We start from the raw sequence: 26,324 nt of genomic DNA, 5'->3' as shown, positions 1-26,324 counted from the left end.
TGCCTGTGAGTGACAGGCTCTGAAAGAGTAAGGAATAAACATGATTCTGGATGCATTCTCCCTGCAGGGGAAAGTGGCGGTGGTTTCCGGATGTGATACCGGGCTGGGTCAGGGGATGGCGTTAGGCCTGGCGGAAGCGGGCTGCGATATCGTCGGGATTAATATCGTTGAACCGACGGAAACCATCGAACGCGTAACGGCGCTGGGTCGCCGTTTCCTGAGCCTGACCGCCGACCTGCGTAAAATCGATACCATTCCTGAGCTGCTGGATCGCGCGGTAGCGGAATTCGGCCATATCGACATTCTGGTCAACAACGCCGGGCTGATTCGCCGTGAAGATGCGATCAGCTTCAGCGAACGCGACTGGGACGACGTGATGGACCTGAACATCAAGAGCGTATTTTTCATGTCCCAGGCGGCGGCGAAGCATTTTATTGCGCAGGGGAACGGCGGCAAGATCGTGAATATTGCCTCTATGCTCTCGTTCCAGGGGGGAATCCGCGTGCCGTCTTACACCGCGTCCAAAAGCGCCGTGATGGGCGTGACCCGCCTGCTGGCAAACGAGTGGGCGAAACACAATATCAATGTGAATGCCATTGCGCCGGGTTACATGGCGACCAACAACACGCAGCAGCTGCGCGCAGACGAGCAGCGCAGCGCGGAAATACTTGAACGTATTCCGGCGGGGCGCTGGGGGCTGCCGGGCGATCTGATGGGGCCGGTAGTGTTTCTGGCCTCGTCGGCATCGGACTATATCAACGGCTACACCGTGGCGGTTGATGGCGGCTGGCTGGCGCGATAACCCGCATCGGGTCTGGACCTCTGCTTTCGGGCGGAGGTTTTTTTGCTCAAAAATGGTCAAAGTCCATATGTGTAAACACGAAAAATCCATACTAAAAAATCATGAACGACATTCATCACACTTTTAATTCTGAAAAATTAATGCATTAGTAAAATAACGTGATTATTAAGCGTTAGTTGAAATTGTAATGTCCATCACAGAACGGTGTGTCGCAGCGAAATAATCCATATCTTCACCTTTTCCCACCTGACACTTTTCCTCGCTTTCTCGTAATTTCATTTAACGAATTTTGCTGTTGAGGCAGGAAAAATATGACATCGATAAATGACTCTACCCTAATGCCCGCTGCGCTGCGTGATACTCGCCGCATGAACCAGTTTGTCTCCATTGCCGCCGCCGTGGCGGGCCTGTTATTTGGACTGGATATCGGCGTTATTGCCGGCGCATTACCGTTTATTACCGATCACTTTACCCTGAGCAGTCGCCTGCAGGAGTGGGTGGTGAGCAGCATGATGCTCGGCGCGGCCATCGGCGCGCTGTTCAACGGTTGGCTCTCGTTTCGTCTGGGGCGCAAATACAGCCTGATGGCTGGGGCGATCCTGTTCGTTGCCGGCTCCATTGGCTCGGCGTTTGCCGTAAACGTTGAGGTTCTGCTGCTTTCCCGCGTGCTGCTGGGCGTGGCGGTGGGGATTGCCTCCTACACGGCGCCGCTTTATCTCTCCGAAATGGCGAGCGAAAACGTGCGCGGCAAGATGATCAGCATGTATCAACTGATGGTCACGCTGGGTATTGTGCTGGCGTTTCTGTCTGACACCTACTTCAGCTACAGCGGCAACTGGCGCGCGATGCTGGGCGTGCTGGCCTTACCGGCGCTGGTGCTGATCGTCCTGGTGATTTTCCTGCCAAACAGCCCGCGCTGGCTGGCGCAAAAAGGGCGCCACGTGGAGGCGGAAGAGGTGCTGCGCATGCTGCGCGATACCTCAGAAAAAGCTCGCGAAGAGCTGAACGAGATCCGCGAAAGCCTGAAGCTGAAGCAGGGAGGCTGGGCGCTGTTTAAAATCAACCGCAACGTGCGCCGGGCGGTCTTCCTCGGCATGCTGCTGCAGGCGATGCAGCAGTTCACCGGCATGAACATCATCATGTACTACGCGCCACGGATCTTCAAAATGGCCGGGTTTACCACCACGGAACAGCAGATGATCGCGACCCTGGTGGTCGGGCTGACCTTCATGTTCGCTACCTTTATTGCCGTGTTCACCGTGGACAAGGCGGGCCGTAAACCTGCGCTGAAAATTGGCTTCAGCGTGATGGCGCTCGGCACGCTGATCCTGGGCTACTGCCTGATGCAGTTTGATAACGGTACGGCCTCAAGCGGGCTTTCCTGGCTTTCTGTCGGGATGACCATGATGTGTATCGCAGGGTACGCGATGAGCGCCGCGCCGGTGGTCTGGATCCTGTGCTCCGAAATTCAGCCGCTCAAATGCCGTGACTTTGGCATCACCTGTTCCACGACCACCAACTGGGTATCGAACATGATCATCGGCGCGACGTTCCTGACGCTGCTGGACGCGATTGGCGCAGCGGGAACGTTCTGGCTCTATACCGTGCTGAACGTGGCGTTTATTGGCGTCACGTTCTGGCTGATCCCGGAAACCAAAGGTGTGACGCTGGAACACATCGAGCGCAAGCTGATGGCCGGAGAGAAACTGCGAAACATCGGCGTGTGATCGTATTGCCCGTTTACCTGGCCCAACGTATGCAGGGGATAACCAATGTTTGTTTAAAAGGCGCTGAATGCAGCGCCTTTTTTTATTGGCACCGGATGTGTTAAAAGAAGAAACCAACGAAAAGGAGGGATGATGAAAACGATCGGCCTGTTAGGTGGAATGAGCTGGGAATCGACAATCCCTTATTATCGCCTGATTAACGAAGGGGTGAAGCAGCGTTTGGGTGGTCTGCATTCCGCAAGCCTGCTCCTGCACAGCGTTGACTTTCATGAAATCGAAGCCTGCCAGTCGAGCGGCGAGTGGGATAAAGCCGGGGAGATTCTGGCCCAGGCGGCGCTTGGGCTGGAGCGTGCTGGCGCCGAGGGTATAGTGCTTTGTACCAATACCATGCACAAAGTGGCGTCGCATATTGAGGACCGCTGCTCGCTGCCGTTTTTGCATATCGCGGACGCGACCGGGCGTGTGATTGCGGCATCCGGGATGCGCCGCGTAGCGCTTTTGGGTACACGCTACACCATGGAGCAGGATTTTTATCGCGGACGTTTGCACAGTGAATTTGGGATCGAGAGCCTGATCCCGGATGAAGACGATCGGGCGCGCATCAATCAGATTATCTTTGACGAGCTCTGCCTCGGTACCTTCAGCGAATCTTCCCGCGCGTATTATGTCAGCGTTATCGATAAACTCGCGCAGCAGGGGGCCGAAGGGGTGATTTTCGGCTGCACGGAAATTGGTTTGCTGGTCCCCGTAGCGCAAAGCCCGATTCCGGTATTCGATACCACCGCCATCCACGCTGCGGATGCCGTGGCGTTTATGCTGTCCTGAGCACCCGTTCTGGTTTACATGTTGGCGGCGTCATAGGCGGATTGCGCCGCCACAATGGCATCAATATTATTTTCCACCCAGTGCGCCAGCACCGTCACCGTTTCGGTTAATGTCTGGCCAAGCGGTGTCAGGCTGTACTCGACTGTTACAGGTACCGTGGCGAATATCTTTCGCGACACCAGCCCATCACGTTCCAGCTTGCGTAAAGACTGGGTCAGCACCTTTTTGGTGATTCGCTGAATATCGCGTTGAAGATGACTAAAGCGCATCGGTCCCTTCTCCAGACGCGCAAGGATTAACAGTGCCCACTTATCGGCGATACGCGTCAGCACGCCTCGGGTCGGGCAGCGCTCATCGAACACGTTGTAAGGAGGCATCTCCTTTTTCAGAACTGCTGTATGGGTCATGGTGGTTCCCTCGAGGTAACCAGGTGAGGTAAAGGTGCCTTCTTACGCCCGTGAATGTTTGCGTGTATAAAACGACGTAAGGTTTCTATTTGATACCAGGGAACCGAAAATGGCAACGGGCTCGCAGAGCAATTTTAAAGTCGTCTTAATCGTTTGACTCACAAGGCAATATTGCATCAGGAGATCTATCATGAGCGTTGTAGTTATCTATTATTCTGGCTACGGCCATACCAAACGCGTTGCTGAAACTGTCGCCGAGGGCGCGCAGGCTGAGCTTATCGCCATTGACAGTAATGGCGATATTCAGGAAAGCGACTGGCAAAAACTCAACGATGCCAAAGCGATTATTTTTGGCGCGCCAACCTACATGGGAAGCGTACCGTGGCAGTTTAAGAAATTCGCTGACGCGACCTCTAAAGCCTGGTTCGTACGTAGCTGGCAGGACAAAGTGTTCGCGGGATTCAGCAACAGCGCCAGCCTGAACGGTGATAAGCAGGTATCGTTGCAATATCTGCAAACGCTAGCCTCTCAGCACGGTGGGATCTGGGTGAGCCTGGGGCTGCCGCCGTCAAATACTCTCGCGGCAACCCGTCAGGACATTAATAATCTGGGCGGTTCAGTAGGTTTGCTGGTGCAGTCTCCATCGGATGCTGATGCTGGCGCCATTGCCAGCGGCGATCTGCAAACCGCGGTTAAATTCGGCGAGCGTGTTGCGGCCATTGCGAAACGTTTTAACTGAGTTTTCAGACGCCCGCTGTTCAGCGGGGCGTCTGATTCAACATCTTATTTAGCTGGCCCGCCAACATACTTAGCCCTCCCTGCAGATGTTCGCTAAACGCCTCCACCAGCGCCGACGCCGGGCGATGCAATGGGCGGATTAGGCTAACGGTAAAAGGAACTGAGACGCTAAACCGACGCACAACAATTCCACTTTCCGCATAATCCAGCGCCGTAAGCGGATTCACCACCGCGACGCCGATGCCCGCTCGCACCATCGCGCAAATTGAAGCCGCGCTGTGCGTTTCCACCACCATTCGCCGTTTGACCTGATGCTCGGCAAACAGGGTATCCAGCAGCTGTCTGTAGCTGTCGGTCTGCGACAGGCTAATGTAGTTTTCTCCGTGGAAGTCCTCTGGCGTGAGCACCGCCTTACCGGCAAGCCGATGCCCGGCGGGCAGAACGCACACTTCATCTAACGAAAGTAACTCCGTGCGCGCCGTGCCTGCTGGCGTTGAGAGGTTTTCGGTTAGACCTAAATCATGGCGCTGAGCCGAAAGCCACTCTTCAAGCAGGGGAGATTCCTGAGGCACGATGGTGAGGCTGACCTCCGGGTATCGCGCCAGAAAGGGCTGCAGCAGCATCGGTAAAAAAGATTGCGAGAAGACGGGCAGGCAGACGATCGATAGCTCGCCCTGGCGAAACTCGCGCAGGCTTTCGGCTGCACTCACTATTCTGTCCAGCCCGTACCAGGAGCGCTGAACTTCCTCGAACAGGCGTAGTCCCTGCACCGTAGGGTGAAGCCTGCCCCGGGTGCGTTCGAACAACTTCAGCCCCAGCACTTTCTCGAAGCGGGCCAGCTCGCGGCTCACCGTCGGCTGCGAGGTATGCAGCATCTGTGCGGCTTCGGTGAGATTGCCGGTGGTCATCACGGCGTGAAAAATCTCGATGTGGCGTAAATTGACGGCGGGCATAGGGCACCTGAAAGCAGAGAACTGTCCATATCATTTTTGCATAGACTCGCGATAAAACGATATTTTTTATTCTCTTTGCGCTGTGGCGTAATCATCAAAACGCATTTATCCGGAGAAGACCATGCCACGCCCGCTGAACCAGACTGATACCGATTTGAACGCCGACAACCTGCTGCGCCTGCCTGCCGAATTTGGCTGTCCGGTGTGGGTCTACGACGCGCAGATTGTCCGCGAGAAGATCGCCGCCCTGCATCAGTTTGACGTGGTGCGTTTTGCCCAGAAGGCCTGCTCCAATATCCATATTCTGCGCCTGATGCGTGAGCAGGGCGTGAAGGTCGACTCCGTCTCGCTTGGCGAAATCGAACGCGCGCTGGCGGCCGGATACGATCCGAAAGCTGACGGCGACGCGATCGTCTTTACCGCCGATGTGATCGACGACGCGACGCTGGCGCGCGTTCACGAGCTGCAGATCCCGGTGAATGCCGGTTCTGTGGATATGCTGGAGCAGCTGGGTCAGGTATCTCCCGGCCATCGCGTCTGGCTGCGGGTGAATCCGGGCTTTGGTCACGGCCACAGCCAAAAAACCAATACCGGCGGCGAAAATAGCAAGCACGGGATCTGGTATGCCGATATGCCTGCCGCGCTGGAGGTATTACAGCGCTACGGCCTGAAGCTGGTGGGTATTCATATGCATATTGGCTCTGGCGTGGATTACGGCCACCTGGAGCAGGTGTGCGGCGCGATGGTGCGCCAGGTTGTTGACTTCGGTCAGGATCTGGAGGCGATCTCTGCGGGCGGCGGTCTCTCTATTCCTTATCGCGAAGGGGAAGAGGCGATCGATACCGATCACTATTACGGTCTGTGGAGCGCCGCGCGTGACCAAATCGCCGCGCATCTGGGCCATGCGGTGAAGCTGGAAATTGAGCCGGGTCGTTTCCTGGTGGCGGAAGCCGGCGTGCTGGTTTCGCAGGTACGCAGCGTGAAAGAGATGGGCTCTCGCCACTTCGTCTTGATTGACGCAGGCTTTAACGATTTGATGCGTCCGTCCATGTACGGCAGCTATCACCACATTACCGCCCTGGCTGCTGACGGCCGTGATTTAACGCGGGGGCCGCGCGTTGAGACGGTCGTTGCGGGGCCGCTGTGCGAATCGGGCGACGTGTTCACCCAGCAGGAAGGCGGTAAAGTGGAAACCCGCGCGCTGCCAGAGGTCAAACCGGGCGATTATCTTGTGCTGCATGACACCGGTGCCTACGGGGCATCTATGTCATCTAACTACAACAGCCGTCCGCTGCTGCCGGAAGTGCTGTTTGATAACGGTAAAGCGCGGCTGATCCGCCGTCGCCAGACCATTCAGGAACTGCTGGCTTTAGAACTCATCTGATGAAAGTACGGCCCCGTTGTGACCGAATCGCGTAAGACCAGCGTGCCGGTAAACGGCGGGATGGCATCGACCGGCTGGTTTTTTGCCAGCCGGATCGCCTGATCGATGGCCGTGACAATCATATTGTCGATGGGCAGATAAACCGATGAGAGCGCAGGCTCCAGCCATTTCGCGCTTGGGGCATCGTCAAAGCCGAACAGTGAAATATCCTGCGGGATTTTAAGCCCCGCCTGGTGCAACGCTTTGGACGCACCCAGCGCCATATCGTCGTTACAGGCAAACAGGGCGCTAAACGGTACTCCGTCGGCAATCAATTCCTTGCAAAGCTCGTATCCCCGCGTCATTCCCGCATCGCCGTACTTTATCCGACGCTCGTCCAGACGGATACCATGCTTTTCCAGCGCCTTGCGATAGCCCATCAGCCGCGCTTTACCCGTGGGAGTGTGGATCGGGACGGTGATACAGGCGATCTCCCGATGGCCCTGGCCGATCAGATAATCCACGGCCTTGAATGCGGCATCCTGCTGTTCGAAGAACACGCAGCGATCCGGCGCCTGGCTCACTTCACGGTTAATGACCACCAGCGGCGTTTTCACGGTGTTCATTAGTTTGACGATCGCTTTTTCGCTCATGTAGCGCGTGTAAAGCACGATGGCATCGCACTGGCGATCGGCCAGCATCTGCACCGCCTGTTCTTCCTGTTCCGGCGCGTCGTGACCGTCGGTGACGATCAGCTGTTTTCCGTGAGTTTCAGTTTGCCGCGACGCCTGCTGGAGAAGGCGGCCAAAGTAAAAGCCGTCAAAGGTCGAGACGACCAGACCAATGCTGTTGCTGGTCTGGTTAGCCAGCGAGCGCGCGAGAAAGTTCGGACGATAGCCCAGCTCTTCCATCGCAGCAAAGACCTGCTGACGCGTACTCTCTTTGACCTGACCTGTGCCGTTCAGCACGCGCGAGACGGTAGCCTTCGACACGCCCGCGCGCAGTGAGACATCCAGCATTGTTGCCATTCTACATTCCTGCTTCCACGTAATGGTTTGCAGTTTAACACAGACCTCGCGGCGTATAAGCGATGCGGGAAGCGCAAAAACTCTGCCACGATCACGCTTTTTGGTAACGATTCGTCCGGCCAGCCTGAAGTCAAACTCAATAGCCTGACTCTGGTAAGATAATCACCGAACCGGGCTGGAGCATCAGGCCAGTAAATACATGAGAAAATGCAGGTGAAACATGAATAAGGCTGTCATCCTCCCGCTTTACAAGGCTCCACACTTCGCAGAGCAGGTCACCGACTGGCTCTGGCAGGCCTTTGGCGAAGGGCTTTCTCGGGAATTTTTCCACAGCATCGTTGAGCACAGCCAGACCCCGGGGGCACTACCGTTAACGTTTATTGCCCTTGAAGGCGAACAGCTTCTTGGCACGGTAGGGCTCTGGCGCTGCGATTTGATCACCCGACAGGATCTCTTTCCGTGGCTGGCGGCGCTGTACGTTGATGAGGCGGCGCGAGGTAAGGGGCTGGCGGGACAACTTCAGCAGCATGTTATCGCTTACGCAGCGCAGTCCGGGTATGAGGAGCTCCATCTCTGGTCTGCCTGCCGCGACTTCTACGAACGTTACGGCTGGCAGTACATCGGTGATGGTCTGGAATACCCCAACACGCGGGTTCACCTCTACCGTTATTCGCTCTGCGCTTCCGCAGGTGACGCAACGGAGTGACGGCGAACCAGCGTCGGGCTAAACAGATGCGTAATTTCCGGCGGCTGGCGCTGTTCAGCTAGCGCTAGCGCCAGCTCGGCGGCCTGCGTTGCCATGGTAATGATTGGGTAGCGCACGGTGGTCAGACGCGGGCGAACGTAGCGGGAGACCAGCACGTCGTCGAAGCCAATCAGCGAAATTTCTGCCGGTACCTCAATTCCGTTGTCATTCAACACCCCCATCGCCCCTGCGGCCATTGAGTCGTTATAGCTGGCAACCGCCGTGAAATTCCGTCCGCGACCCAGCAGCTCGGTCATGGCCTGTTCACCGCCGCTCTCATCCGGTTCACCGTAGGCCACCAGGCGGTCATTACACGGCAGCCCGTTTTCACGAAGGGCATCGTAGTAGCCCTGCAGGCGGTCCTCTGCATCAGAAATCGGATGATTTGAACAGAGATAGCCAATTCGGGTATGGCCCTGCTGAATAAGGTGCCGCGTTGCAAGCCAGGCACCGTAGCGGTCATCGAGGGCCACGCAGCGTTTTTCAAATCCGGGAATAATGCGGTTGATGATCACCATTCCGGGCATCTGCTTCATCAGGTGAATCAGCTCGGCGTCCGGGATCATTTTGGCGTGAACCACTAGCGCCGCGCAGCGGTGGCGGATCAGCTGTTCAATGGCCTGGCGTTCTTTTTGTTCATTATGGTAGCCATTGCCGATCAGCAAAAAATTACCTGTCTGATAAGAAACCTGTTCAACCGCTTTAACCATGGCGCCGAAAAAGGGATCGGAAACATCACCCACCACCAGCCCAATGGTTTCGGTGGACTGCTGGGCGAGCGCGCGGGCATTGGCATTGGGATGATAGTTCAGGGATTCCATGGCATTTTGTACCGCCTGGCGCGATGCGTCACTGGCTTTTGGGGAGTCGTTAATCACGCGGGAGACGGTTGCCACCGACACGCCTGCCAGACGGGCCACATCCTTTATTGTCGCCATTCATTACCTTCTTATTGGGGGTAAGCGTTTACACACCAAATAGTGTTGCGGAAAAGCGGCGCGCATTCAAGGGGAGCGGATTTCCGCTCTCCACAAACGTGACGCAGGACAACCCTGGTGGTGTAATCGTTACACGCGCAGTCATGTCTGAAGAATGTCAATCTGAACCTTTGGTTACACTTTGCCTCAGGCTGTTGCGATTGTCCGATGGCGAGGATGTTAATGAGATTGATACAGTTGAGATCCCAGAGGTATTGATTGGTGAGAATTCTTAGTACGGTTTCGTACTCATCTCTTGCACCAACCTGCGCGGATGCGCAGGTTTTTTTTCGCCTCCACTTTTGCTGTCGCTCCCGTATCACTTCTCGTGTAATCTGCCACCATTTACTATCAACCCTCCACACTGGCTGGCAAAGGGAGTTGAGATGCTATTTGGGTTCTTCCGTACACTGTTCCGTATTCTTTTTCGCATCCACGTCACTGGCGATGCCCAGGCGCTTCGCGGCGAACGCGTTCTTATCACACCAAATCATGTTTCCTTTATAGATGGCATCCTGCTGGCGCTGTTTTTACCCGTGCGCCCGGTGTTTGCGGTCTATACCTCTATCAGCCAGCAGTGGTACATGCGCTGGCTGACGCCGCTGATTGATTTTGTGCCGCTCGACCCGACCAAGCCGATGATGATTAAGCATCTGGTGCGTCTGGTTGAGCAAGGGCGTCCGGTGGTTATTTTCCCTGAAGGGCGTATTTCAGTGACCGGTTCGCTGATGAAAATCTACGACGGCGCGGGGTTTGTCGCGGCGAAGTCAAAAGCGACCGTGGTGCCGCTGCGCATTGAAGGCGCGGAGCTAACCCATTTCAGCCGCCTGAAGGGGCTGGTGAAGCAGCGTCTGTTCCCTAAAATAACCCTGCATATTCTGCCGCCAACGTCGTTACCGATGCCAGAAGCGCCGCGTGCCCGCGATCGCCGTAAAATCGCCGGGGAAATGCTGCACCAGATTATGATGGAAGCGCGCATGGCCGTGCGCCCGCGCGAAACGCTGTACGAATCGCTGCTATCCGCGCAGTACCGCTATGGCGCGAAGAAAAACTGTATCGAAGACATCAACTTTACCCCGGACACCTATCGCAAACTGCTGACCAAAACCCTGTTTGTGGGCCGTATTCTGGAGAAGTACAGCAAAAAAGGCGAAAAGATTGGCCTGATGCTTCCTAATGCGGGCATCAGCGCGGCGGTGATTTTCGGTGCGGTTTCCCGGGGCCGTATCCCGGCAATGATGAACTACACGGCGGGCGTAAAAGGGTTGACCAGCGCCATCACCGCAGCCCAGATTAATACCGTCTTTACCTCCCGACAGTTCCTGGACAAAGGCAAGCTCTGGCATCTTCCCGAGCAGCTCACCCAGGTGCGCTGGGTCTTCCTGGAGGATCTGAAAGCGGACGTGACCACCGGCGACAAGCTGTGGATTTTTGCTCACCTGCTGGTGCCGCGTCTGGCGCAGGTCAAACAGCAGCCGGAAGATGACGCCATTATCCTCTTCACGTCGGGATCGGAGGGCAACCCTAAAGGCGTCGTCCACAGCCACAAGAGCATTCTGGCGAACGTTGAGCAGATCAAAAGCATTGCCGACTTTACCGCGGATGACCGCTTTATGTCGGCGCTGCCGCTTTTCCACTCCTTTGGCCTGACGGTGGGGCTGTTCACGCCGCTCCTGACCGGCGCAGAAGTGTTCCTCTACCCGAGCCCGCTGCATTACCGCATTGTGCCGGAGCTGGTCTATGACCGTAACTGCACCGTCCTGTTCGGAACCTCAACCTTCCTGGGCAACTATGCGCGTTTCGCCAATCCGTATGACTTCTATCGCGTGCGGTATGTGGTGGCCGGTGCGGAAAAACTGCAGGAGAGCACGCGCCAGATCTGGCAGGACAAGTTTGGCCTGCGCATTCTTGAAGGCTATGGCGTTACCGAGTGTGCCCCCGTGGTCTCGATTAACGTGCCGATGGCGGCGAAACCGGATACGGTTGGCCGAATCCTGCCGGGAATGGATGCGCGTCTGCTGGCGGTGCCGGGCATTGAGGACGGTGGCCGTCTGCAGCTGAAAGGGCCAAACGTGATGAACGGTTATCTGCGCGTGGAAAACCCGGGCGTGCTGGAAGCGCCGACGGCGGAAAACGTCAACGGCGAGGTTGAAACCGGCTGGTACGACACCGGGGATATCGTCCGTTTTGATGAGCAGGGCTTTGTACAGATTCAGGGACGCGCGAAACGCTTCGCTAAAATCGCCGGTGAAATGGTCTCTCTGGAAATGGTCGAACAGCTGGCAACGGCCGTGTCTGCGGATAAGATGCATGCTACGGTGGTGAAGAGTGATGTCAGCAAAGGCGAGGCGCTGGTGCTGTTTACGACCGACGCTGAACTTAAGCGCGACAGGTTACTGAGCTATGCGCGTGTACACGGTATCCCTGAACTGGCCGTGCCGCGCGACATTCGCTACCTGAAGCAGCTCCCGGTGCTGGGTAGCGGGAAGCCCGATTTCGTGACCCTGAAAGGCATGGTTGAAGAGGCGGAACAGCAAAATGCGTGAGTCAGTACACACTAACACCTCACTGCGTTCAAAAGGCATGATGGCGGTCATTGCCGCGCAGTTCCTCTCTGCGTTCGGTGATAATGCGCTGTTGTTCGCCACGCTGGCGCTGCTGAAAGCCGAGTTTTACCCCGACTGGAGTCAGCCGATCCTGCAGATGGTGTTTGTGGGCGCTTACATTATTTTTGCTCCGTTCGTAGGGCAGGTAGCGGACAGCTTCCCGAAAGGCCGGGTGATGATGTTTGCCAACGGTCTCAAGCTGCTGGGTGCCGCCAGCATTTGCTTTGGCTTTAATCCGTTTATTGGCTACACGCTGGTGGGCATTGGCGCTGCCGCCTACTCCCCGGCAAAGTATGGCATCCTCGGAGAGCTGACCACGGGCGATAAGCTGGTGAAAGCCAACGGCCTGATGGAGTCGTCAACCATTGCCGCTATTCTGCTCGGATCCGTCGCGGGCGGCGTACTGGCCGACTGGCATGTCCTGGCGGCACTGGGCATCTGCGCGGTGGTATATGGCGGGGCGGTCGTGGCGAACCTGTTTATTCCGAAGCTGCCAGTGGCTCGCCCGGGGCAATCCTGGCGCTTCAAACCGATGACCGGCAGTTTCTTCAACGCGTGCCGCGTGCTGTGGCGTAACGGGGAAACGCGTTTCTCCCTGATGGGGACCAGTATGTTCTGGGGGGCGGGCGTCACGCTGCGCTTCCTGCTGGTCCTGTGGGTGCCGGTGGCGCTGGGTATTACGGACAATGCGACGCCGACCTATCTTAATGCGATGGTGGCCATCGGCATTGTGGTTGGGGCGGGCGCGGCGGCGAAGCTGGTGACGCTCGAGACGGTCGCGCGCTGCATGCCCGCAGGGATCTTGATTGGCGTCGTGGTGCTTATCTTCTCGCTGCAGCATGCGTTATTGCCCGCGTATGTCCTCCTCATCCTGATTGGTATTCTGGGTGGCTTCTTCGTGGTGCCGCTGAACGCGTTACTGCAGGAGCGGGGCAAGCAGACCGTCGGGGCAGGCAATGCCATCGCGGTACAAAACCTGGGTGAAAACCTGGCAATGCTGTTAATGCTGGGGCTCTACTCGCTGGCGGTAAAAATGGGTGTGCCGGTGGTGGGGATCGGCGTCGGGTTTGGTGGGCTGTTTGCGATTGCGATCGCGGGCTTGTGGATTTGGCAGCGTCGCCGTTGATATCTAGCCGGGTGGTGGCTTCGCCTTACCCGGCCTACGTTTGAGCACCTGTAGGCCCGGTAAGCGTAGCGCCACCGGGCAAAAGCGTCAGGCTATGGTGCAGGATAAGTATAAACCTGATGCACCGCTTCAATCTCCGCTAACACCTCTTCACTCAGGTTCAGGTGGAAACTCTCAATATTGGTTTTCAGCTGTTCCATCGTGGTCGCGCCCAGCAGGGTGCTGGCAACAAACGGCTGACGACGCACGAAGGCCAGCGCCATCTGTGCAGGGTCAAGACCGTGACGCTTTGCGATATCCACATAGGCAGCAACGGCTTTCTGCGTCTGCTCACCGCTGTAGCGGGTGAAGCGGCTAAAGAGGGTATTTCGCGCCCCCGCCGGTTTCGCGCCGTTCAGGTATTTCCCCGTCAGCGTGCCGAAGCCGAGACAGGAGTAAGCGAGCAGCTCTACCTCTTCATACTGTGTCACTTCGGCCAGACCCACCTCATAGCTGCGGTTAAGCAGGCTGTACGGGTTCTGGATAGTCACAATACGCGGCAGATCGTGCTTATCCGCCAGGTGCAGATAGCGCATCACCCCAAAGGCCGTTTCGTTAGATACCCCAATGTAGCGGATTTTTCCCGCGCGCTGGCACTCGGTCAGCGCTTCCAGCGTTTCCAGCAGAGTCACGGCGGGGGCGCTCTCATTCCAGCTGTATCCGAGCTTGCCAAAGCAGTTGGTTGGTCGCTGCGGCCAGTGCACCTGGTAGAGGTCGAGATAGTCGGTTTGCAGGCGCTTCAGGCTGGCATCCAGTGCGGCGCGGATATTCTTGCGATCGAGGATCTGGTTCGGACGGATCCCGGTATCGTTATTGCGCGCGGGGCCACTGACTTTTGAGGCGATCACCAGCTTTTCACGGTTGCCGCGCTTTGCCAGCCAGTTACCGAAGTAGGTTTCGGTAAGTCCCTGCGTTTCAGGGCGTGGCGGAACAGGATACATCTCTGCAACATCAATCAGGTTAATGCCCTGGCTGACGGCGTAATCGAGTTGTGCATGGGCATCGGCTTCGCTGTTTTGTTCACCAAATGTCATCGTGCCCAACCCCAGTTGGCTTATTTCCAGAGCGCTGTGGGGGATACGGTGATAATGCATAGCCGGCTTCCTCAGTAGACTTATAGACCGCGTCAGGGCGTGCCCGACAAAGGAATATAAACATGGCAGAGGGGAAGCAAAAGGGGAAGAAAAAAATCAAAAAGGCCAGCAAGCGACTGACCTCTCTCTGATTATCGCTCGATAATTTGCGATACTTCGTCGCGATTGATCTGCATTTTATTGCCTTCCTGGTCGCGGTAGCTGACCAGACCGGTATCATCGTCGACTTCGGGTTTGCCATCGGTCAGGATCATTCGACCATCTTTTGTCGCCATGACGTAATCGCTGCTACAGCCCGATACGGCAAACGCTAAACCGACTGCTGACACTAATACTGCCCATTTTTTCATCGTTATCGTCCTCATCTGGCTTGTATCAAATCATAATCTAGTATTAACCCGATATGGCGACTTGAGGAAGCGGTAAAATCTTAAAAAGCAGTCGATTATGTTTGAGAGCTCGCAAAATAAGTAAAAAACTATGTTTTTAACAGGAAATGACGTGCCAGGAGTGCGCCAGTGAAATTCTTTTTGAGATAAAAACCGCGTGGCAACGTCAGTATCGGTTCACCCTGCGCGCCGATTGCCTCGGTAAGCGCTTTACTGTTGGCCGCTTTCGGACGCAGCTGTAACACTTCTCCGTGTCGGGCGGTGATGCGCTCTACCTGCCCAAGCACAATCATGTCCATCAGCTCTTCCCAGTCCAGGCGCAGCTGATGCTCTTCATCCTCGTCCGGGCTCCAGAGCAGCGGTGCGCCAACGCGACGGTCAGCCAGGGGGATCTGACGCTCACCTTCAACCGGTACCCATAATACGCGCTTCAGCTTGTGGCGAACGTGACTGGTTTCCCACGTCACGCCGGTATTGCCGGTTAATGGCGCAACGCAGACAAAGGTGGTCTCAAGCGGCTTGCCCTGGCTGTCTACAGGGATAGTTTTTAACTCCACGCCAAGTGCAGCAAAATCCTGCTCGGGTTTGCTCCCTGCGCTGGCACCCAGCCATAGTTCAAGCAGCATGCCGATCCAGCCTTTATCCCGCTTAAGATCCTTCGGGATCTGAAGCCCTGCCATTGCCGCCAGCTCGCCAAGCGAAAAGCCTGCAAGACGCTGTGCCTGCTGTAGCAACTGGCCCTCGCTGGACGGCGGTGAGAGCAAGGGTGTAAGCGGATGCATGATGGTAACCTTTTGATTAAAAAATAAACGAAGAAATTGTCCCCTGTGGATAGAGTTTAACTATTTCTGTACGAATATTCCATGTACATGATTTATATGTTTTTTTACTGGTTTGAAATCGTTTCACCAGAGTCGGAAAACGGGTTGTTCAAATCTGGTCACTGACAATGAACAGGATCTTACACCATGTTATCCACAGAAAAATGGGATAACTGGGCATAACCCTGACTACTGTTTCAATCTACAGCCTTGACGTGCGAGGAAAATCGAATTTTCAAACAAATTGTGACTAACTTATTGGCACAATCTGTGGATAAAACCGACGCTGTTCGATCTTTCATCAGCACGACGATCCCTGATGTGACGATCGTCACGCTATTCTGTTTTGTGTTCATGGAAATGCATTTAACTATATGAAAATAATTGTATTATTGAATTAAGCTAAAAAGGGGGGGACGGCATTGTTTGAGGTTGTTCATCGGTAATTAGACACTTCTTCACAACTATATCCACAGAAAAGGTGAATAAAATTCCTTTTAATGGCTCTCATCTGTTTATAACTCAGCACTTATTTGTGAGTTATTCAAATGTTATTAGGCTGCAGCCCTGTAAGAGAGTGGTTTACCGCCTCCCTGTAGTGTGAAACAATCATTCATATATAAGGTTTAGTTTGGGGTAGTCCGGTGATTGATGACGATGGCTACCGCCCGAACGTAGGAATAGTAATTTGTAATCGTCAGGGCCAGGTAATGTGGGCCCGGCGATATGGTCAGCACTCCTGGCAGTTCCCGCAAGGCGGGATCAATCCGGGAGAGTCCCCAGAACAAGCGATGTACCGGGAGCTTTTTGAAGAGGTCGGTTTGAGCCGGAAAGATGTTCGCATCCTGGCTTCGACCCGCAACTGGTTGCGTTACAAGTTACCGAAACGTTTGGTGCGTTGGGACACAAAGCCGGTTTGTATCGGCCAGAAACAGAAGTGGTTTCTGTTGCAGTTGGTGGGCAACGATTCAGACATCAATATGCAAACCAGCAGTACGCCGGAGTTCGATGGCTGGCGCTGGGTGAGCTATTGGTATCCTGTTCGTCAGGTCGTGTCATTTAAACGCGATGTTTACCGTAGGGTGATGAAAGAGTTTGCAAGTGTGGTCATGCAGCTTCAGGAGATCCCGCCTAAGCCGCAGAGCGCACCTGCCTGGCGACGTAAAAGAGGTTAAGCTACGCAAATCATGCTCACCCGCTTGCGAGAAATAGTCGAGAAGGTGGCCAGCGCTCCGCGTCTGAACGAGGCGCTGAATATTCTGGTCACCGACATCTGTCTTGCGATGGAGACCGAGGTCTGTTCGGTGTATCTGGCCGACCACGATCGGCGCTGCTATTACCTGATGGCGACCCGTGGTTTGAAGAAGCCGCGTGGACGCACCGTAACGCTCGCATTTGATGAGGGTATCGTCGGTCTGGTTGGGCGGCTGGCTGAACCCATCAACCTTGCTGACGCGCAAAAACACCCCAGCTTTAAATACATTCCTTCCGTAAAAGAAGAGCGCTTCCGCGCTTTCCTTGGCGTACCGATTATCCAGCGTCGCCAGCTGCTCGGCGTACTGGTCGTCCAGCAGCGTGAGCTACGTCAGTATGACGAAAGCGAGGAGTCTTTCCTCGTCACGCTGGCCACGCAGATGGCGGCGATCCTCTCCCAGTCTCAGCTTGCCGCGCTCTTTGGCCAGTATCGCCATACGCGCATTCGTGCCCTTCCGGCATCGCCAGGCGTAGCGATTGCTGAAGGCTGGATGGACGCCACGCTGCCGTTAATGGAGCAGGTTTACGAAGCCTCAACGCTTGATGAAGCGCTTGAGCGCGAGCGTCTTACCGCCGCGCTGGAAGAGGCGGCGAATGAATTTCGTCGTTACAGCAAACGTTTTGCCGCAGGTGCGCAAAAAGAGACGGCGGCCATTTTCGACCTCTATTCGCACCTGCTTTCCGATGCGCGTCTGCGTCGTGAGCTTTTTGCTGAAGTGGATAAAGGCTCGGTCGCGGAGTGGGCCGTTAAGAAGGTTATCGAGAAATTTGCCGACCAATTTGCGGCATTGACCGACGGTTACCTGAAAGAGCGGGCTGGAGATCTCCGGGCCCTGGGACAACGTCTGCTGTTCCATCTTGATGACACCATTCAGGGGCCGAATGCCTGGCCTCAACGGTTTGTTCTGGTCGCCGATGAACTGTCGGCAACCACGCTGGCTGAACTGCCGCAGGACAGGCTGGCCGGTGTCGTGGTGCGCGATGGTGCCGCCAACTCACACGCCGCCATTATGGTGCGCGCGCTGGGTATCCCTACCGTTATGGGGGCGGACATTCAGCCGTCGGTACTGCACCGCCGTACGCTGGTGGTCGACGGCTATCGCGGTGAGCTGCTGGTCGATCCTGAGCCGGTTCTGCTCCAGGAATACCAGCGTCTTATCAGCGAAGAGAATGAATTAAGCAAGCTGGCGGAAGATGACGTTAACCTGCCCGCACAGCTTAAGAGCGGTGAGCGGATCAAAGTCATGCTCAACGCCGGTTTAAGCCCTGAGCATGAAGAAAAGCTTGGCAGCCGCATCGACGGCATTGGCCTATACCGTACTGAAATCCCGTTCATGCTGCAGAGCGGTTTCCCCTCCGAAGAGGAGCAGGTGGCGCAGTATCAGGGGATGCTGCAGATGTTTAACGACAAACCTGTCACCCTGCGAACCCTGGATGTCGGGGCGGATAAACAGCTCCCCTACATGCCGATCAGCGAAGAAAACCCGTGCCTGGGCTGGCGTGGGATCCGCATTACGCTCGATCAGCCGGAGATCTTCCTGATCCAGGTGCGCGCGATGCTGCGCGCCAACGCGGCGACGGGCAATCTCAGCATCCTGCTGCCGATGGTCACAAGCATTGATGAGATCGACGAGTCGCGGCGGCTGATCGAACGTGCCGGGCGTGAAGTGGAAGAGATGATCGGCTATGCGATCCCGAAACCGCGGATCGGCGTGATGCTAGAAGTGCCGTCCATGGTCTTTATGCTGCCGCAGCTGGCAAGCCGTGTTGATTTTATCTCTGTCGGCACCAACGACCTGACGCAATATATTCTGGCCGTCGACCGCAACAATACCCGCGTCGCCAGTATCTACGACAGCCTGCATCCGGCGATCATTCGCGCGTTAGCGATGATTGCCCGTGAAGCGGAGCAGTACGGCATTGATTTACGCCTGTGCGGTGAAATGGCCGGGGATTCCATGTGCGTTGCGATCCTTATTGGTCTGGGATACCGCCATCTGTCGATGAACGGTCGCGCTGTCGCCCGCGTGAAATACCTGCTGCGACATATCGACATCAATGATGCTCGCGAACTCGCAGAACGCAGCCTTGAGGCGCAGCTGGCTGCTGAGGTCCGTCACCAGGTCGCGGCGTTTATGGAACGACGCGGTATGGGCGGCCTGATCCGCGGCGGCCGCTAATCGTCTTTCTCCCTCTCCCGGTGGGAGAGGGCACCAGAGGGCATAACACCCTATACACATCTTTTACATCTCGGGCGCATCCTCCGCGCCCGCCTTATGCTATGATTCGCAACTTTGGAGCCTCTGCTTACGGCAGAATCGCATTTCTACCGCTGTCCACTTTCAGCGGAATAACAACATCTTGTGGTGACAGATGAACAGTGGTTATCTGCATTTTCCGGAATTTGATCCGGTCATTTTCTCAGTAGGACCTGTTTCGCTTCACTGGTACGGTCTGATGTACCTGGTGGGCTTCATTTTTGCCATGTGGCTCGCTGGCCGTCGCGCCAGTCGTCCCGGCAGCGGCTGGACGAAAAACGAAGTTGAAAACCTGCTCTATGCGGGCTTCCTCGGCGTGTTCCTCGGTGGCCGTATTGGGTACGTGCTGTTCTATAACTTCCCTGTATTCCTGAACGATCCCCTCTACCTGTTCCGCGTCTGGGACGGCGGCATGTCCTTCCACGGCGGCCTGATTGGGGTGATCCTGGTGATGGTGATTTTTGCCAAACGCACCAAACGCAACTTCTTCCAGGTTTCGGATTTTATCGCGCCGCTGATCCCGTTTGGTCTGGGTGCCGGTCGTCTGGGTAACTTTATCAACGGTGAGCTGTGGGGCCGCGTCGACCCGAGCGTGCCTTATACGATGCTGTTCCCGGGCTCCCGCGCGGAAGATATCGCGCTGCTGCCATCACATCCGGAGTGGCAGTCCATTTTCGATACCTACGGCGTTCTGCCGCGCCATATGTCTCAGCTGTACGAGCTGGCGCTGGAAGGCGTTGTGCTGTTTATCATTCTCAACCTGTTTATCCGCAAACCGCGTCCGATGGGCGCTGTCTCCGGCCTGTTCCTTATTGGCTACGGCGCATTCCGTATTATCGTCGAGTTCTTCCGTCAGCCAGACGCACAGTTTACCGGCGAATGGGTACAGTACATCAGCATGGGGCAGATCCTCTCCATACCGATGATTGTCGCGGGTACCATTATGATGATTTGGGCGTATCGTCGTCGTCCACAGCAACAAATTTCCTGAGGAACCATGAAACAGTATCTTGAATTGATGAAAAAAGTGCTCGACGAGGGCACGCCGAAAAACGACCGCACCGGCACCGGTACGCTCTCCATTTTTGGCCACCAGATGCGCTTCAACCTGCAAGAAGGCTTCCCTCTGGTGACGACAAAGCGCTGCCACCTGCGCTCGATCATTCATGAACTGCTCTGGTTCCTGCAAGGCGATACCAACATAGCGTATCTGCACGAAAATAACGTCTCAATCTGGGACGAATGGGCAGATGAAAATGGCAACCTGGGCCCGGTTTACGGCAAGCAGTGGCGCGCATGGCCAACGCCTGATGGCCGCCATATTGACCAGATCACCACCGTGATGAACCAGCTGAAAAACGATCCGGACTCGCGCCGCATCATCGTTTCCGCCTGGAACGTCGGCGAGCTGGATAAAATGGCGCTGGCACCGTGCCATGCGTTCTTCCAGTTCTATGTGGCGGATGGGAAGCTCTCCTGCCAGCTCTACCAGCGCTCCTGTGACGTGTTCCTCGGCCTGCCGTTTAACATTGCCAGCTATGCGCTGTTGGTCCACATGATGGCGCAGCAGTGCGATCTGGAAGTGGGGGATTTTGTCTGGACCGGAGGGGATACCCATCTTTACAGCAACCATATGGAACAGACGCATCTCCAGCTGACGCGCGAACCGCGTGCGCTGCCGAAGCTGGTTATCAAGCGCAAACCGGCATCAATCTTCGATTACCGCTTTGATGATTTCGAAATTGAGGGCTACGACCCACATCCGGGCATCAAAGCGCCCGTCGCTATCTGATGCGATAAAGCGTGACACAACCGGTGCTGTTTAGCGCCGGTTTTTTTTCGCCTATATCCCGTTTCCCGAAGCGCTATCCAGAAAGCGTGCAACGCGCTGCAACTCTTCCAATTCTCCGGATAACGCCTCGTAAAACGATATTTCGATGCTCGTCATGTTCACGGTGCTTCGCCACACTCCCGGTATGAAAAAAGAGAACGGTTTTACGCTTATCGAAACGCTGGTCGCCATATCGCTTGTCGTTATTCTTAGCGCCTCAGGGCTGTACGGATGGGACAGCTGGCAGCGGCAGCAGCGGCTGTGGCAAACCGCCAGTCAGGTGCGAGATTACCTGCTTTTTCTACGCAATCATGCCAACCGCTACAACCGCGACCATCAAATTACCCATCAGCGGGTGGGAGGCCGGGACTGTCTGGTGAGCTCTGCCGCCCAAGGCTGTGAGAAGGGCAGTCCCTTTGTGCTGATACCACTCTGGCCTGAAGTCGCGATCGGCGAGGTAACGCCGTCGCTCGCGTTCTATGGATTAAGGGATACGGCGTGGGCAGGGCGGATACGCGTTCAAAGCCGTGCAGGAGAGTGGTTGATTATTGTCTCAAATGGAGGACGCATCAGGATGTGTAAGGTCACTGGGGGAGGTTCATGTCGATGAGGCAGCGTGGTTTCTCGCTGACTGAAGTTCTGATTGCTACGGCGATTAGCAGCCTTTTGCTGATAAGCGCATCGCGATTTTTACCCGGCTTGCAGCGAGCGGTCTTAGTGCAATCCGGCCAGAGAGAACTAGAGGAAGAGGTCTGGCATCATCTGTTTTCCGTGGGCAAACAGCTTCAGCGTGCGGGGTACTGCGCGGGAAACTGTCAGGGGCAGGCGCTGGTGACCGCGAGGCTTGGAAGTTGCGTCATTGTGCGGTCGGACGCCAACAGTAACGGCAGCTGGGATAACAGCGCATCAGAAAATGACAGCACCGGTTTTCGTCTGGAGTCGGGGGCGCTGGAAACCCTGCGTGGAGCGACCTCATGTGAAGGAAAAGGATGGGAAAAGCTTACTGACCCGAGCAGGCTTACGATCGCGCATTTTGTGGTAAGAACAGTGGAGCATGCCGGTTTTGCGCCTGAGGTGAATATCGAAATGGCGGCGATTCGCAAAGGCGAGAAGGGGGAGCCCTGGCAGGCGTTGTATACGGTCACGGGATACAACCTTTGAATCGTCAACGCGGCATATCTTCGCTGGCGCTGGTTCTGCTTTTACTGGTGCTCGGGACACTGATCCTCACGGGTCTCAATCAGCAGCTCATAACGTTTAGCGCGCTCGTTGGCGGCGAGAGCCGCTCGCTTCAGCAGCAGGCGACGGTACAGTCAGCGCTTGAGTGGGGACGGGTTCAGAGCTGGTCGTCAGAGCCCCAGATTCAGTGCAAAAAGACACCTGCGTGGCGAGTGTGTTTGCGCCAGCTGAGTGAGGGGCGCGCGTTACTGATTGCCGGAGACAGCGGCCTGCTGCTCTGGCGCGCAGCAGAGATTGTCGACGGGGAAGTTCGCTTTTTGCCTCACGGCTGGAGTGATTTTTGTCCCCTTAAGGAGAGCGCGTTATGCCAGCTGCCGTGAGCAAAGAAAAAGGGTTTAGCATGGTGGAAGTCCTGCTGGCGATGATGCTGCTGGTGATCGTCGTGACGGCTTTGTCGGGTTATCACCGGGCTCTGGCGGCGCGGTTTACCCTGTTTAACCAGTATCGCCAGCTCTGGCACCATGCCTGGAATCAGTCTCAGCTCTCAACAAATGTTCTCCCTGCAGGCTGGCAGGCCCGTCGGGGGCAGACAACGCACGCAGGATGTGTCAGCATCACGGTTACACTTATTTCTCCTCTGGGGCGGCGCGGTGAGCTTACGCGTCTGCATTGCCCGGTTAGCCAGTAGTCGGGAGCGTCTATGTTAAGGGTCTACCACTCAAATCGTCTGGATGTGCTGGAAGCGCTGATGGAGTTTATCGTTGAGCGCGAGCGGCTTGACGATCCTTTTGAGCCTGAAATGGTGCTGGTGCAGAGCACCGGTATGGCACAGTGGCTGCAAATGTCGCTTTCCCGTAAATTTGGCATAGCCGCAAATATTGATTTCCCGCTGCCCGCGAGCTTTATCTGGGAGATGTTTGTGTGCGTGTTGCCGGACATCCCGGAGCAGAGCGCCTTCAACAAGCAGGCCATGAGCTGGAAGCTCATGGCGCTGCTGCCGGAAATGCTGCAGCATGATGAATTCGCCATGCTGCGCCACTACCTCAATGACGATACCGACAAGCGCAAGCTGTTCCAGCTGGCGTCGCGTACTGCCGATCTCTACGACCAATACCTTGTTTACCGTTCTGACTGGTTAATTCGTTGGGAAGCGGGCGAGCTGGTTGAAGGTCTGCCGGAGGCGCAAATATGGCAGGCACCGCTGTGGAAAGCACTGGTAGAACATACGGAGAAACTTGGGCAGCCTAAGTGGCACCGTGCCAACCTGTACGATCGGTTTATTTCAATACTCGAAAATGCGACAGAGCGTCCAGCAAGACTACCGTCACGCGTTTTTATCTGCGGGATATCCGCTTTACCGCCTGTTTATCTGAAGGCGTTGAATGCGCTGGGTAAACATATTGATATTCATATTTTGTTCACCAACCCTTGCCGACAGTATTGGGGGGATATCCTCGATGAACGCTGGCTTGCGCGTCTGGTAACTCGCCAACGAAAGCGCCTTTTTGAAGAACGGTCCGTCCCGCTGTTTAAGGACGGCTCGACTGCCGGGCAGCTTTTTGACGAAGATGGTATCCAGAACCTGCCCAATCCGCTGCTTGCCTCATGGGGGAAGCTGGGGCGTGACTACATTCACATGCTTTCAGACATCACTTCCTCAGGCGAAGGTGACGTGGATGCCTTTGTCGAGATCGCTCCGGACAGCCTGCTGCATAATATTCAGTTAGATATTCTGGATCTGGAAAACCGTGCCGTCATGGGCGTGACGGCGAACGAGTTCGAACGCAGCGACAGCAAGCGTAAGCTGGACGCTGACGATCGCAGCATCACGATCCATGTTTGCCATAGCCCTCAGCGTGAGGTCGAAGTGCTTCACGACCAGCTGCTGGCGATGCTGCAGGACGATCCCGAACTGACGCCACGTGATATCGTGGTAATGGTGGCGGATATCGACAGCTACAGCCCCTTTATTCAGGCCGTCTTTGGCAGCGCGACGGGCGAGCGATATCTTCCTTATGCTATTTCTGACCGTCGTGCCCGTCAGTCGCATCCGGCATTGCAGGCGTTTATCACTTTACTCTCACTGCCGGATAGCCGCTTTATCTCCGAAGATGTCCTGGCGTTACTGGATGTTCCCGTTCTGTCTGCACGCTTCAACATCAATGAAGAGGGGCTTCGCTACCTTCGCCAGTGGGTGAATGAGTCTGGCGTTCGCTGGGGTATCGATGACGATAACGTTCAGGAGTTCGAACTTCCTCCAACCGGGCAGCACACCTGGCGATTTGGCCTGACGCGTATGCTGCTGGGCTATGCCATGGAGAGCAGTCAGGGCGAGTGGAATGAGGTGCTGCCTTACGATGAGTCCAGCGGGTTAATTGCTGAACTGGTGGGGCATTTAGCATCGCTCCTGATGCAGCTTAACCGCTGGCGACACGAGCTGCTGCAGCCGCGTCCACTTGAAGAATGGCTCCCGGTTTGCAGAGCGTTGCTTAATGATTTCTTCCTGCCGGACAATGACACCGAAGCGGCGATGGCGCTCATTGAAACGCAGTGGCAGGCTATCATCGACGAAGGCGTCAATTCCCACTATCAGGAGGCCATTCCGCTGTCGCTGTTGAGGGATGAGTTGACGCAGCGGCTTGACCAGGAGCGAATCAGCCAGCGTTTCCTGGCAGGCCCCATCAATATTTGCACCCTGATGCCAATGCGTTCTATCCCGTTTAAAGTGGTCTGTTTACTTGGCATGAACGACGGCGTTTATCCTCGCGCTCTCGCGCCGTTGGGGTTCGATTTGATGAGCGCAAATCCAAAACGGGGCGACCGTAGCCGCCGTGATGATGACCGCTATCTCTTCCTTGAGGCGCTTATTTCCGCCCAGAGTAAGCTCTATATCAGCTATATCGGCCGTTCGATTCAGGACAACAGCGAGCGTTTCCCCTCCGTTCTGGTGCAGGAACTGGTGGATTATATCGGTCAGAGCCACTACCTGCCGGGGGATGAAGAGCGCAACTGCGATGAAAGCGAGAAGAGGGTGAAAGACCATATCACCTGTTTCCACAGCCGCATGCCGTTTGACCCGGTGAACTATACGGCCAGCGAGCGCCAGAGCTATGCGCAGGAGTGGCTGCCAGCGGCGAAAAAAGAGGGGAATGCGCATACCGATTTTATTCAGGAACTTGACCCTCGCCCTGTCGACACCCTGACCTTCGAGCAACTTCAGCGGTTTTGGGCGCATCCGGTGCGCGCTTTCTTCCAGCAGCGACTACAGGTCAACTTCCGTTCTGAAGAGAGTGAAATTCCTGATGCAGAGCCGTTTACGCTGGAAGGTCTGGAGCGCTACCAGTTAAACCTGCAGCTGTTGAATGCGCTGGTTGAAGAGGAAGATGCTGAAAAACTTTACCGCCGCTACCGCGCTGCGGGACAGTTGCCTTATGGGGCGTTCGGGGAGATCGTCTGGGAGGCGCAGTGTCAGGAGATGACCGCCCTGGCAGAGCGCGTAAGAGCGTGCCGACAGCCAGGGAATAGTATTGAAATCGATCTCAACTGCAACGGGGTACAGCTCACGGGCTGGTTAACCCAGGTTCAGCAGGATGGGCTGCTTCGCTGGCGGCCTTCAATGCTTAGCGTTTCACAGGGTTTGCAACTCTGGCTGGAACATCTTGTCTACAGTGCGGGTGGGCATAAAGGCGAAAGCCGCATTTTCGTGCGCAAAGAGGGCGAATGGCGCTTCCCGCCAATGGAGTCTGATCAGGCGTTACGGTATCTGTCTTTGTACATTGATGGCTACCGCCAGGGAATGAACAAACCCCTCCTGCTACTGCCGGAAAGTGGCGGCGCCTGGATAAAAGCCTGTTATGACGCGCAGAATGATGCGATGTTAACGGATGAGGCTTCGCTGCAGAAAGCCCGCAGTAAGTTTATGCAGGCCTACGAAGGTAACATGATGGTGCGTGGCGAAGGTGAAGATGTCTGGTATCAGCGCTTATGGCGAACGCTTGAGCCAGAGTACTTTGAGGCTATTACGGAAGAGGCGCAGCGCTACCTGCTGCCGTTGTTTAAATTTAATCAGTCCTGAGTGCTGTATAAAAATTGCGCAGCTAAGGGTGTTCATTTATGATGCACTTCTTATCACGGACTGATGTACCCAAAGAAAGAGATGTTG

General features: G+C 55.7%; 24 protein-coding genes. 17 read left to right on the top strand and 7 right to left on the bottom strand.

Annotation, left to right across the window (positions count from 1 at the left end):
- Positions 1-40 precede the first annotated feature (40 nt).
- From kduD to ELK40_RS18650, 3 genes are all read left to right on the top strand, one after another.
- Entirely contained in the window at positions 41-802 is a 762-nt protein-coding gene (gene kduD, locus ELK40_RS18660; RefSeq protein ID WP_127732226.1) for a 2-dehydro-3-deoxy-D-gluconate 5-dehydrogenase KduD, read from the top strand.
- Between the two features lie 311 nt (positions 803-1,113).
- Positions 1,114-2,529, top strand: coding sequence for a sugar porter family MFS transporter (locus ELK40_RS18655; protein ID WP_127732224.1), 1,416 nt, complete (start codon positions 1,114-1,116; stop codon positions 2,527-2,529).
- A gap of 132 nt (positions 2,530-2,661) precedes the next feature.
- The gene (locus tag ELK40_RS18650) at positions 2,662-3,354 is read left to right on the top strand and encodes an aspartate/glutamate racemase (RefSeq protein ID WP_115876209.1); all 693 of its coding nucleotides are present in this window, start codon (positions 2,662-2,664) and stop codon (positions 3,352-3,354) included.
- A gap of 14 nt (positions 3,355-3,368) precedes the next feature.
- Here the strand turns inward: ELK40_RS18650 and ELK40_RS18645 are convergent, their stop codons facing one another.
- Positions 3,369-3,761, bottom strand: coding sequence for a helix-turn-helix domain-containing protein (locus ELK40_RS18645; RefSeq protein ID WP_115876208.1), 393 nt, complete (start codon positions 3,759-3,761; stop codon positions 3,369-3,371).
- Between the two features lie 187 nt (positions 3,762-3,948).
- On the opposite strand from ELK40_RS18645, the gene ELK40_RS18640 reads away from it, so the two are divergent.
- Positions 3,949-4,500, top strand: a complete 552-nt coding sequence (locus ELK40_RS18640) for a flavodoxin family protein (protein ID WP_173647440.1) — start codon at positions 3,949-3,951, stop codon at positions 4,498-4,500.
- A 19-nt stretch (positions 4,501-4,519) separates the two neighbouring features.
- On the opposite strand, the gene ELK40_RS18635 is transcribed toward ELK40_RS18640, so the two are convergent.
- The gene (locus ELK40_RS18635; protein WP_111966091.1) at positions 4,520-5,452 is read right to left on the bottom strand and encodes a LysR family transcriptional regulator; all 933 of its coding nucleotides are present in this window, start codon (positions 5,450-5,452) and stop codon (positions 4,520-4,522) included.
- Positions 5,453-5,573: 121 nt separating this feature from the next.
- Here ELK40_RS18635 and lysA point away from each other — a divergent pair, with 121 nt between their 5' ends.
- Positions 5,574-6,836: a diaminopimelate decarboxylase gene (gene lysA / locus ELK40_RS18630; protein WP_127732222.1), complete on the top strand. Its 1,263-nt coding sequence runs from the start codon at positions 5,574-5,576 to the stop codon at positions 6,834-6,836.
- On the opposite strand, the gene ELK40_RS18625 is transcribed toward lysA, so the two are convergent.
- Positions 6,806-7,843, bottom strand: coding sequence for a LacI family DNA-binding transcriptional regulator (locus ELK40_RS18625; RefSeq protein WP_127732220.1), 1,038 nt, complete (start codon positions 7,841-7,843; stop codon positions 6,806-6,808). The genes lysA and ELK40_RS18625 overlap by 31 nt on opposite strands.
- Before the next feature lie 220 nt (positions 7,844-8,063).
- Here ELK40_RS18625 and ELK40_RS18620 point away from each other — a divergent pair, with 220 nt between their 5' ends.
- Entirely contained in the window at positions 8,064-8,549 is a 486-nt protein-coding gene (locus ELK40_RS18620) for a GNAT family N-acetyltransferase (RefSeq protein ID WP_115876206.1), read from the top strand.
- On the opposite strand, the gene galR is transcribed toward ELK40_RS18620, so the two are convergent.
- On the bottom strand, positions 8,510-9,526 hold the full coding sequence (gene galR / locus ELK40_RS18615) for an HTH-type transcriptional regulator GalR (RefSeq protein ID WP_127732218.1): 1,017 nt from the start codon (positions 9,524-9,526) through the stop codon (positions 8,510-8,512). The two genes, ELK40_RS18620 and galR, sit on opposite strands and share 40 nt — an antisense overlap.
- Positions 9,527-9,951: 425 nt before the next feature.
- Between galR and aas the strand changes: the two genes are divergently transcribed.
- On the top strand, positions 9,952-12,111 hold the full coding sequence (gene aas / locus ELK40_RS18610; RefSeq protein ID WP_127732216.1) for a bifunctional acyl-ACP--phospholipid O-acyltransferase/long-chain-fatty-acid--ACP ligase: 2,160 nt from the start codon (positions 9,952-9,954) through the stop codon (positions 12,109-12,111).
- The gene (gene lplT, locus ELK40_RS18605; protein ID WP_127732214.1) at positions 12,104-13,297 is read left to right on the top strand and encodes a lysophospholipid transporter LplT; all 1,194 of its coding nucleotides are present in this window, start codon (positions 12,104-12,106) and stop codon (positions 13,295-13,297) included. The genes aas and lplT overlap by 8 nt, the downstream gene beginning before the upstream one ends.
- A gap of 92 nt (positions 13,298-13,389) precedes the next feature.
- On the opposite strand, the gene ELK40_RS18600 is transcribed toward lplT, so the two are convergent.
- The 3 genes from ELK40_RS18600 to mutH all read right to left on the bottom strand — a co-directional run bounded on the left by ELK40_RS18600 (position 13,390) and on the right by mutH (position 15,601).
- Entirely contained in the window at positions 13,390-14,430 is a 1,041-nt protein-coding gene (locus ELK40_RS18600; RefSeq protein ID WP_127732212.1) for an NADP(H)-dependent aldo-keto reductase, read from the bottom strand.
- A gap of 131 nt (positions 14,431-14,561) precedes the next feature.
- The gene (locus tag ELK40_RS18595) at positions 14,562-14,780 is read right to left on the bottom strand and encodes a YgdI/YgdR family lipoprotein (RefSeq protein ID WP_008499668.1); all 219 of its coding nucleotides are present in this window, start codon (positions 14,778-14,780) and stop codon (positions 14,562-14,564) included.
- 128 nt (positions 14,781-14,908) lie between these two features.
- Positions 14,909-15,601: a DNA mismatch repair endonuclease MutH gene (gene mutH, locus ELK40_RS18590; RefSeq protein ID WP_111966083.1), complete on the bottom strand. Its 693-nt coding sequence runs from the start codon at positions 15,599-15,601 to the stop codon at positions 14,909-14,911.
- Positions 15,602-16,284: 683 nt separating this feature from the next.
- On the opposite strand from mutH, the gene rppH reads away from it, so the two are divergent.
- From rppH to recC, 9 genes are all read left to right on the top strand, one after another.
- Complete coding sequence (gene rppH / locus ELK40_RS18585; RefSeq protein ID WP_013098553.1) at positions 16,285-16,815, top strand: RNA pyrophosphohydrolase; 531 nt, start codon at positions 16,285-16,287, stop codon at positions 16,813-16,815.
- Between the two features lie 12 nt (positions 16,816-16,827).
- Complete coding sequence (gene ptsP, locus ELK40_RS18580; protein WP_111966082.1) at positions 16,828-19,074, top strand: phosphoenolpyruvate--protein phosphotransferase; 2,247 nt, start codon at positions 16,828-16,830, stop codon at positions 19,072-19,074.
- A gap of 193 nt (positions 19,075-19,267) precedes the next feature.
- Positions 19,268-20,143: a prolipoprotein diacylglyceryl transferase gene (lgt, locus tag ELK40_RS18575; protein WP_127732210.1), complete on the top strand. Its 876-nt coding sequence runs from the start codon at positions 19,268-19,270 to the stop codon at positions 20,141-20,143.
- Positions 20,144-20,149: 6 nt separating this feature from the next.
- On the top strand, positions 20,150-20,944 hold the full coding sequence (thyA, locus tag ELK40_RS18570) for a thymidylate synthase (RefSeq protein ID WP_111966081.1): 795 nt from the start codon (positions 20,150-20,152) through the stop codon (positions 20,942-20,944).
- A gap of 184 nt (positions 20,945-21,128) precedes the next feature.
- Complete coding sequence (locus tag ELK40_RS18565) at positions 21,129-21,593, top strand: prepilin peptidase-dependent protein (protein ID WP_127732830.1); 465 nt, start codon at positions 21,129-21,131, stop codon at positions 21,591-21,593.
- Positions 21,584-22,144 carry a prepilin peptidase-dependent protein gene (locus tag ELK40_RS18560; protein WP_127732208.1) on the top strand — a complete coding sequence of 187 codons (561 nt, stop codon included), beginning with the start codon at positions 21,584-21,586 and terminating at the stop codon, positions 22,142-22,144. Before ELK40_RS18565 ends, ELK40_RS18560 begins: the two co-directional genes overlap by 10 nt.
- Complete coding sequence (locus tag ELK40_RS18555) at positions 22,141-22,542, top strand: DUF2509 family protein (RefSeq protein WP_127732206.1); 402 nt, start codon at positions 22,141-22,143, stop codon at positions 22,540-22,542. Before ELK40_RS18560 ends, ELK40_RS18555 begins: the two co-directional genes overlap by 4 nt.
- Positions 22,527-22,850, top strand: a complete 324-nt coding sequence (locus ELK40_RS18550; RefSeq protein WP_127732204.1) for a prepilin-type N-terminal cleavage/methylation domain-containing protein — start codon at positions 22,527-22,529, stop codon at positions 22,848-22,850. The genes ELK40_RS18555 and ELK40_RS18550 overlap by 16 nt, the downstream gene beginning before the upstream one ends.
- Before the next feature lie 12 nt (positions 22,851-22,862).
- Positions 22,863-26,237, top strand: a complete 3,375-nt coding sequence (gene recC, locus ELK40_RS18545) for an exodeoxyribonuclease V subunit gamma (RefSeq protein WP_127732202.1) — start codon at positions 22,863-22,865, stop codon at positions 26,235-26,237.
- The last annotated feature ends 87 nt before the right edge of the window (positions 26,238-26,324 follow it).

The organism is Enterobacter sp. N18-03635, from assembly GCF_004006055.1.
Taxonomy (GTDB): domain Bacteria; phylum Pseudomonadota; class Gammaproteobacteria; order Enterobacterales; family Enterobacteriaceae; genus Enterobacter; species Enterobacter vonholyi.
Note: the sequence above shows the minus strand (reverse complement) of the source record. Positions and strands in the feature narration are given on the sequence as shown.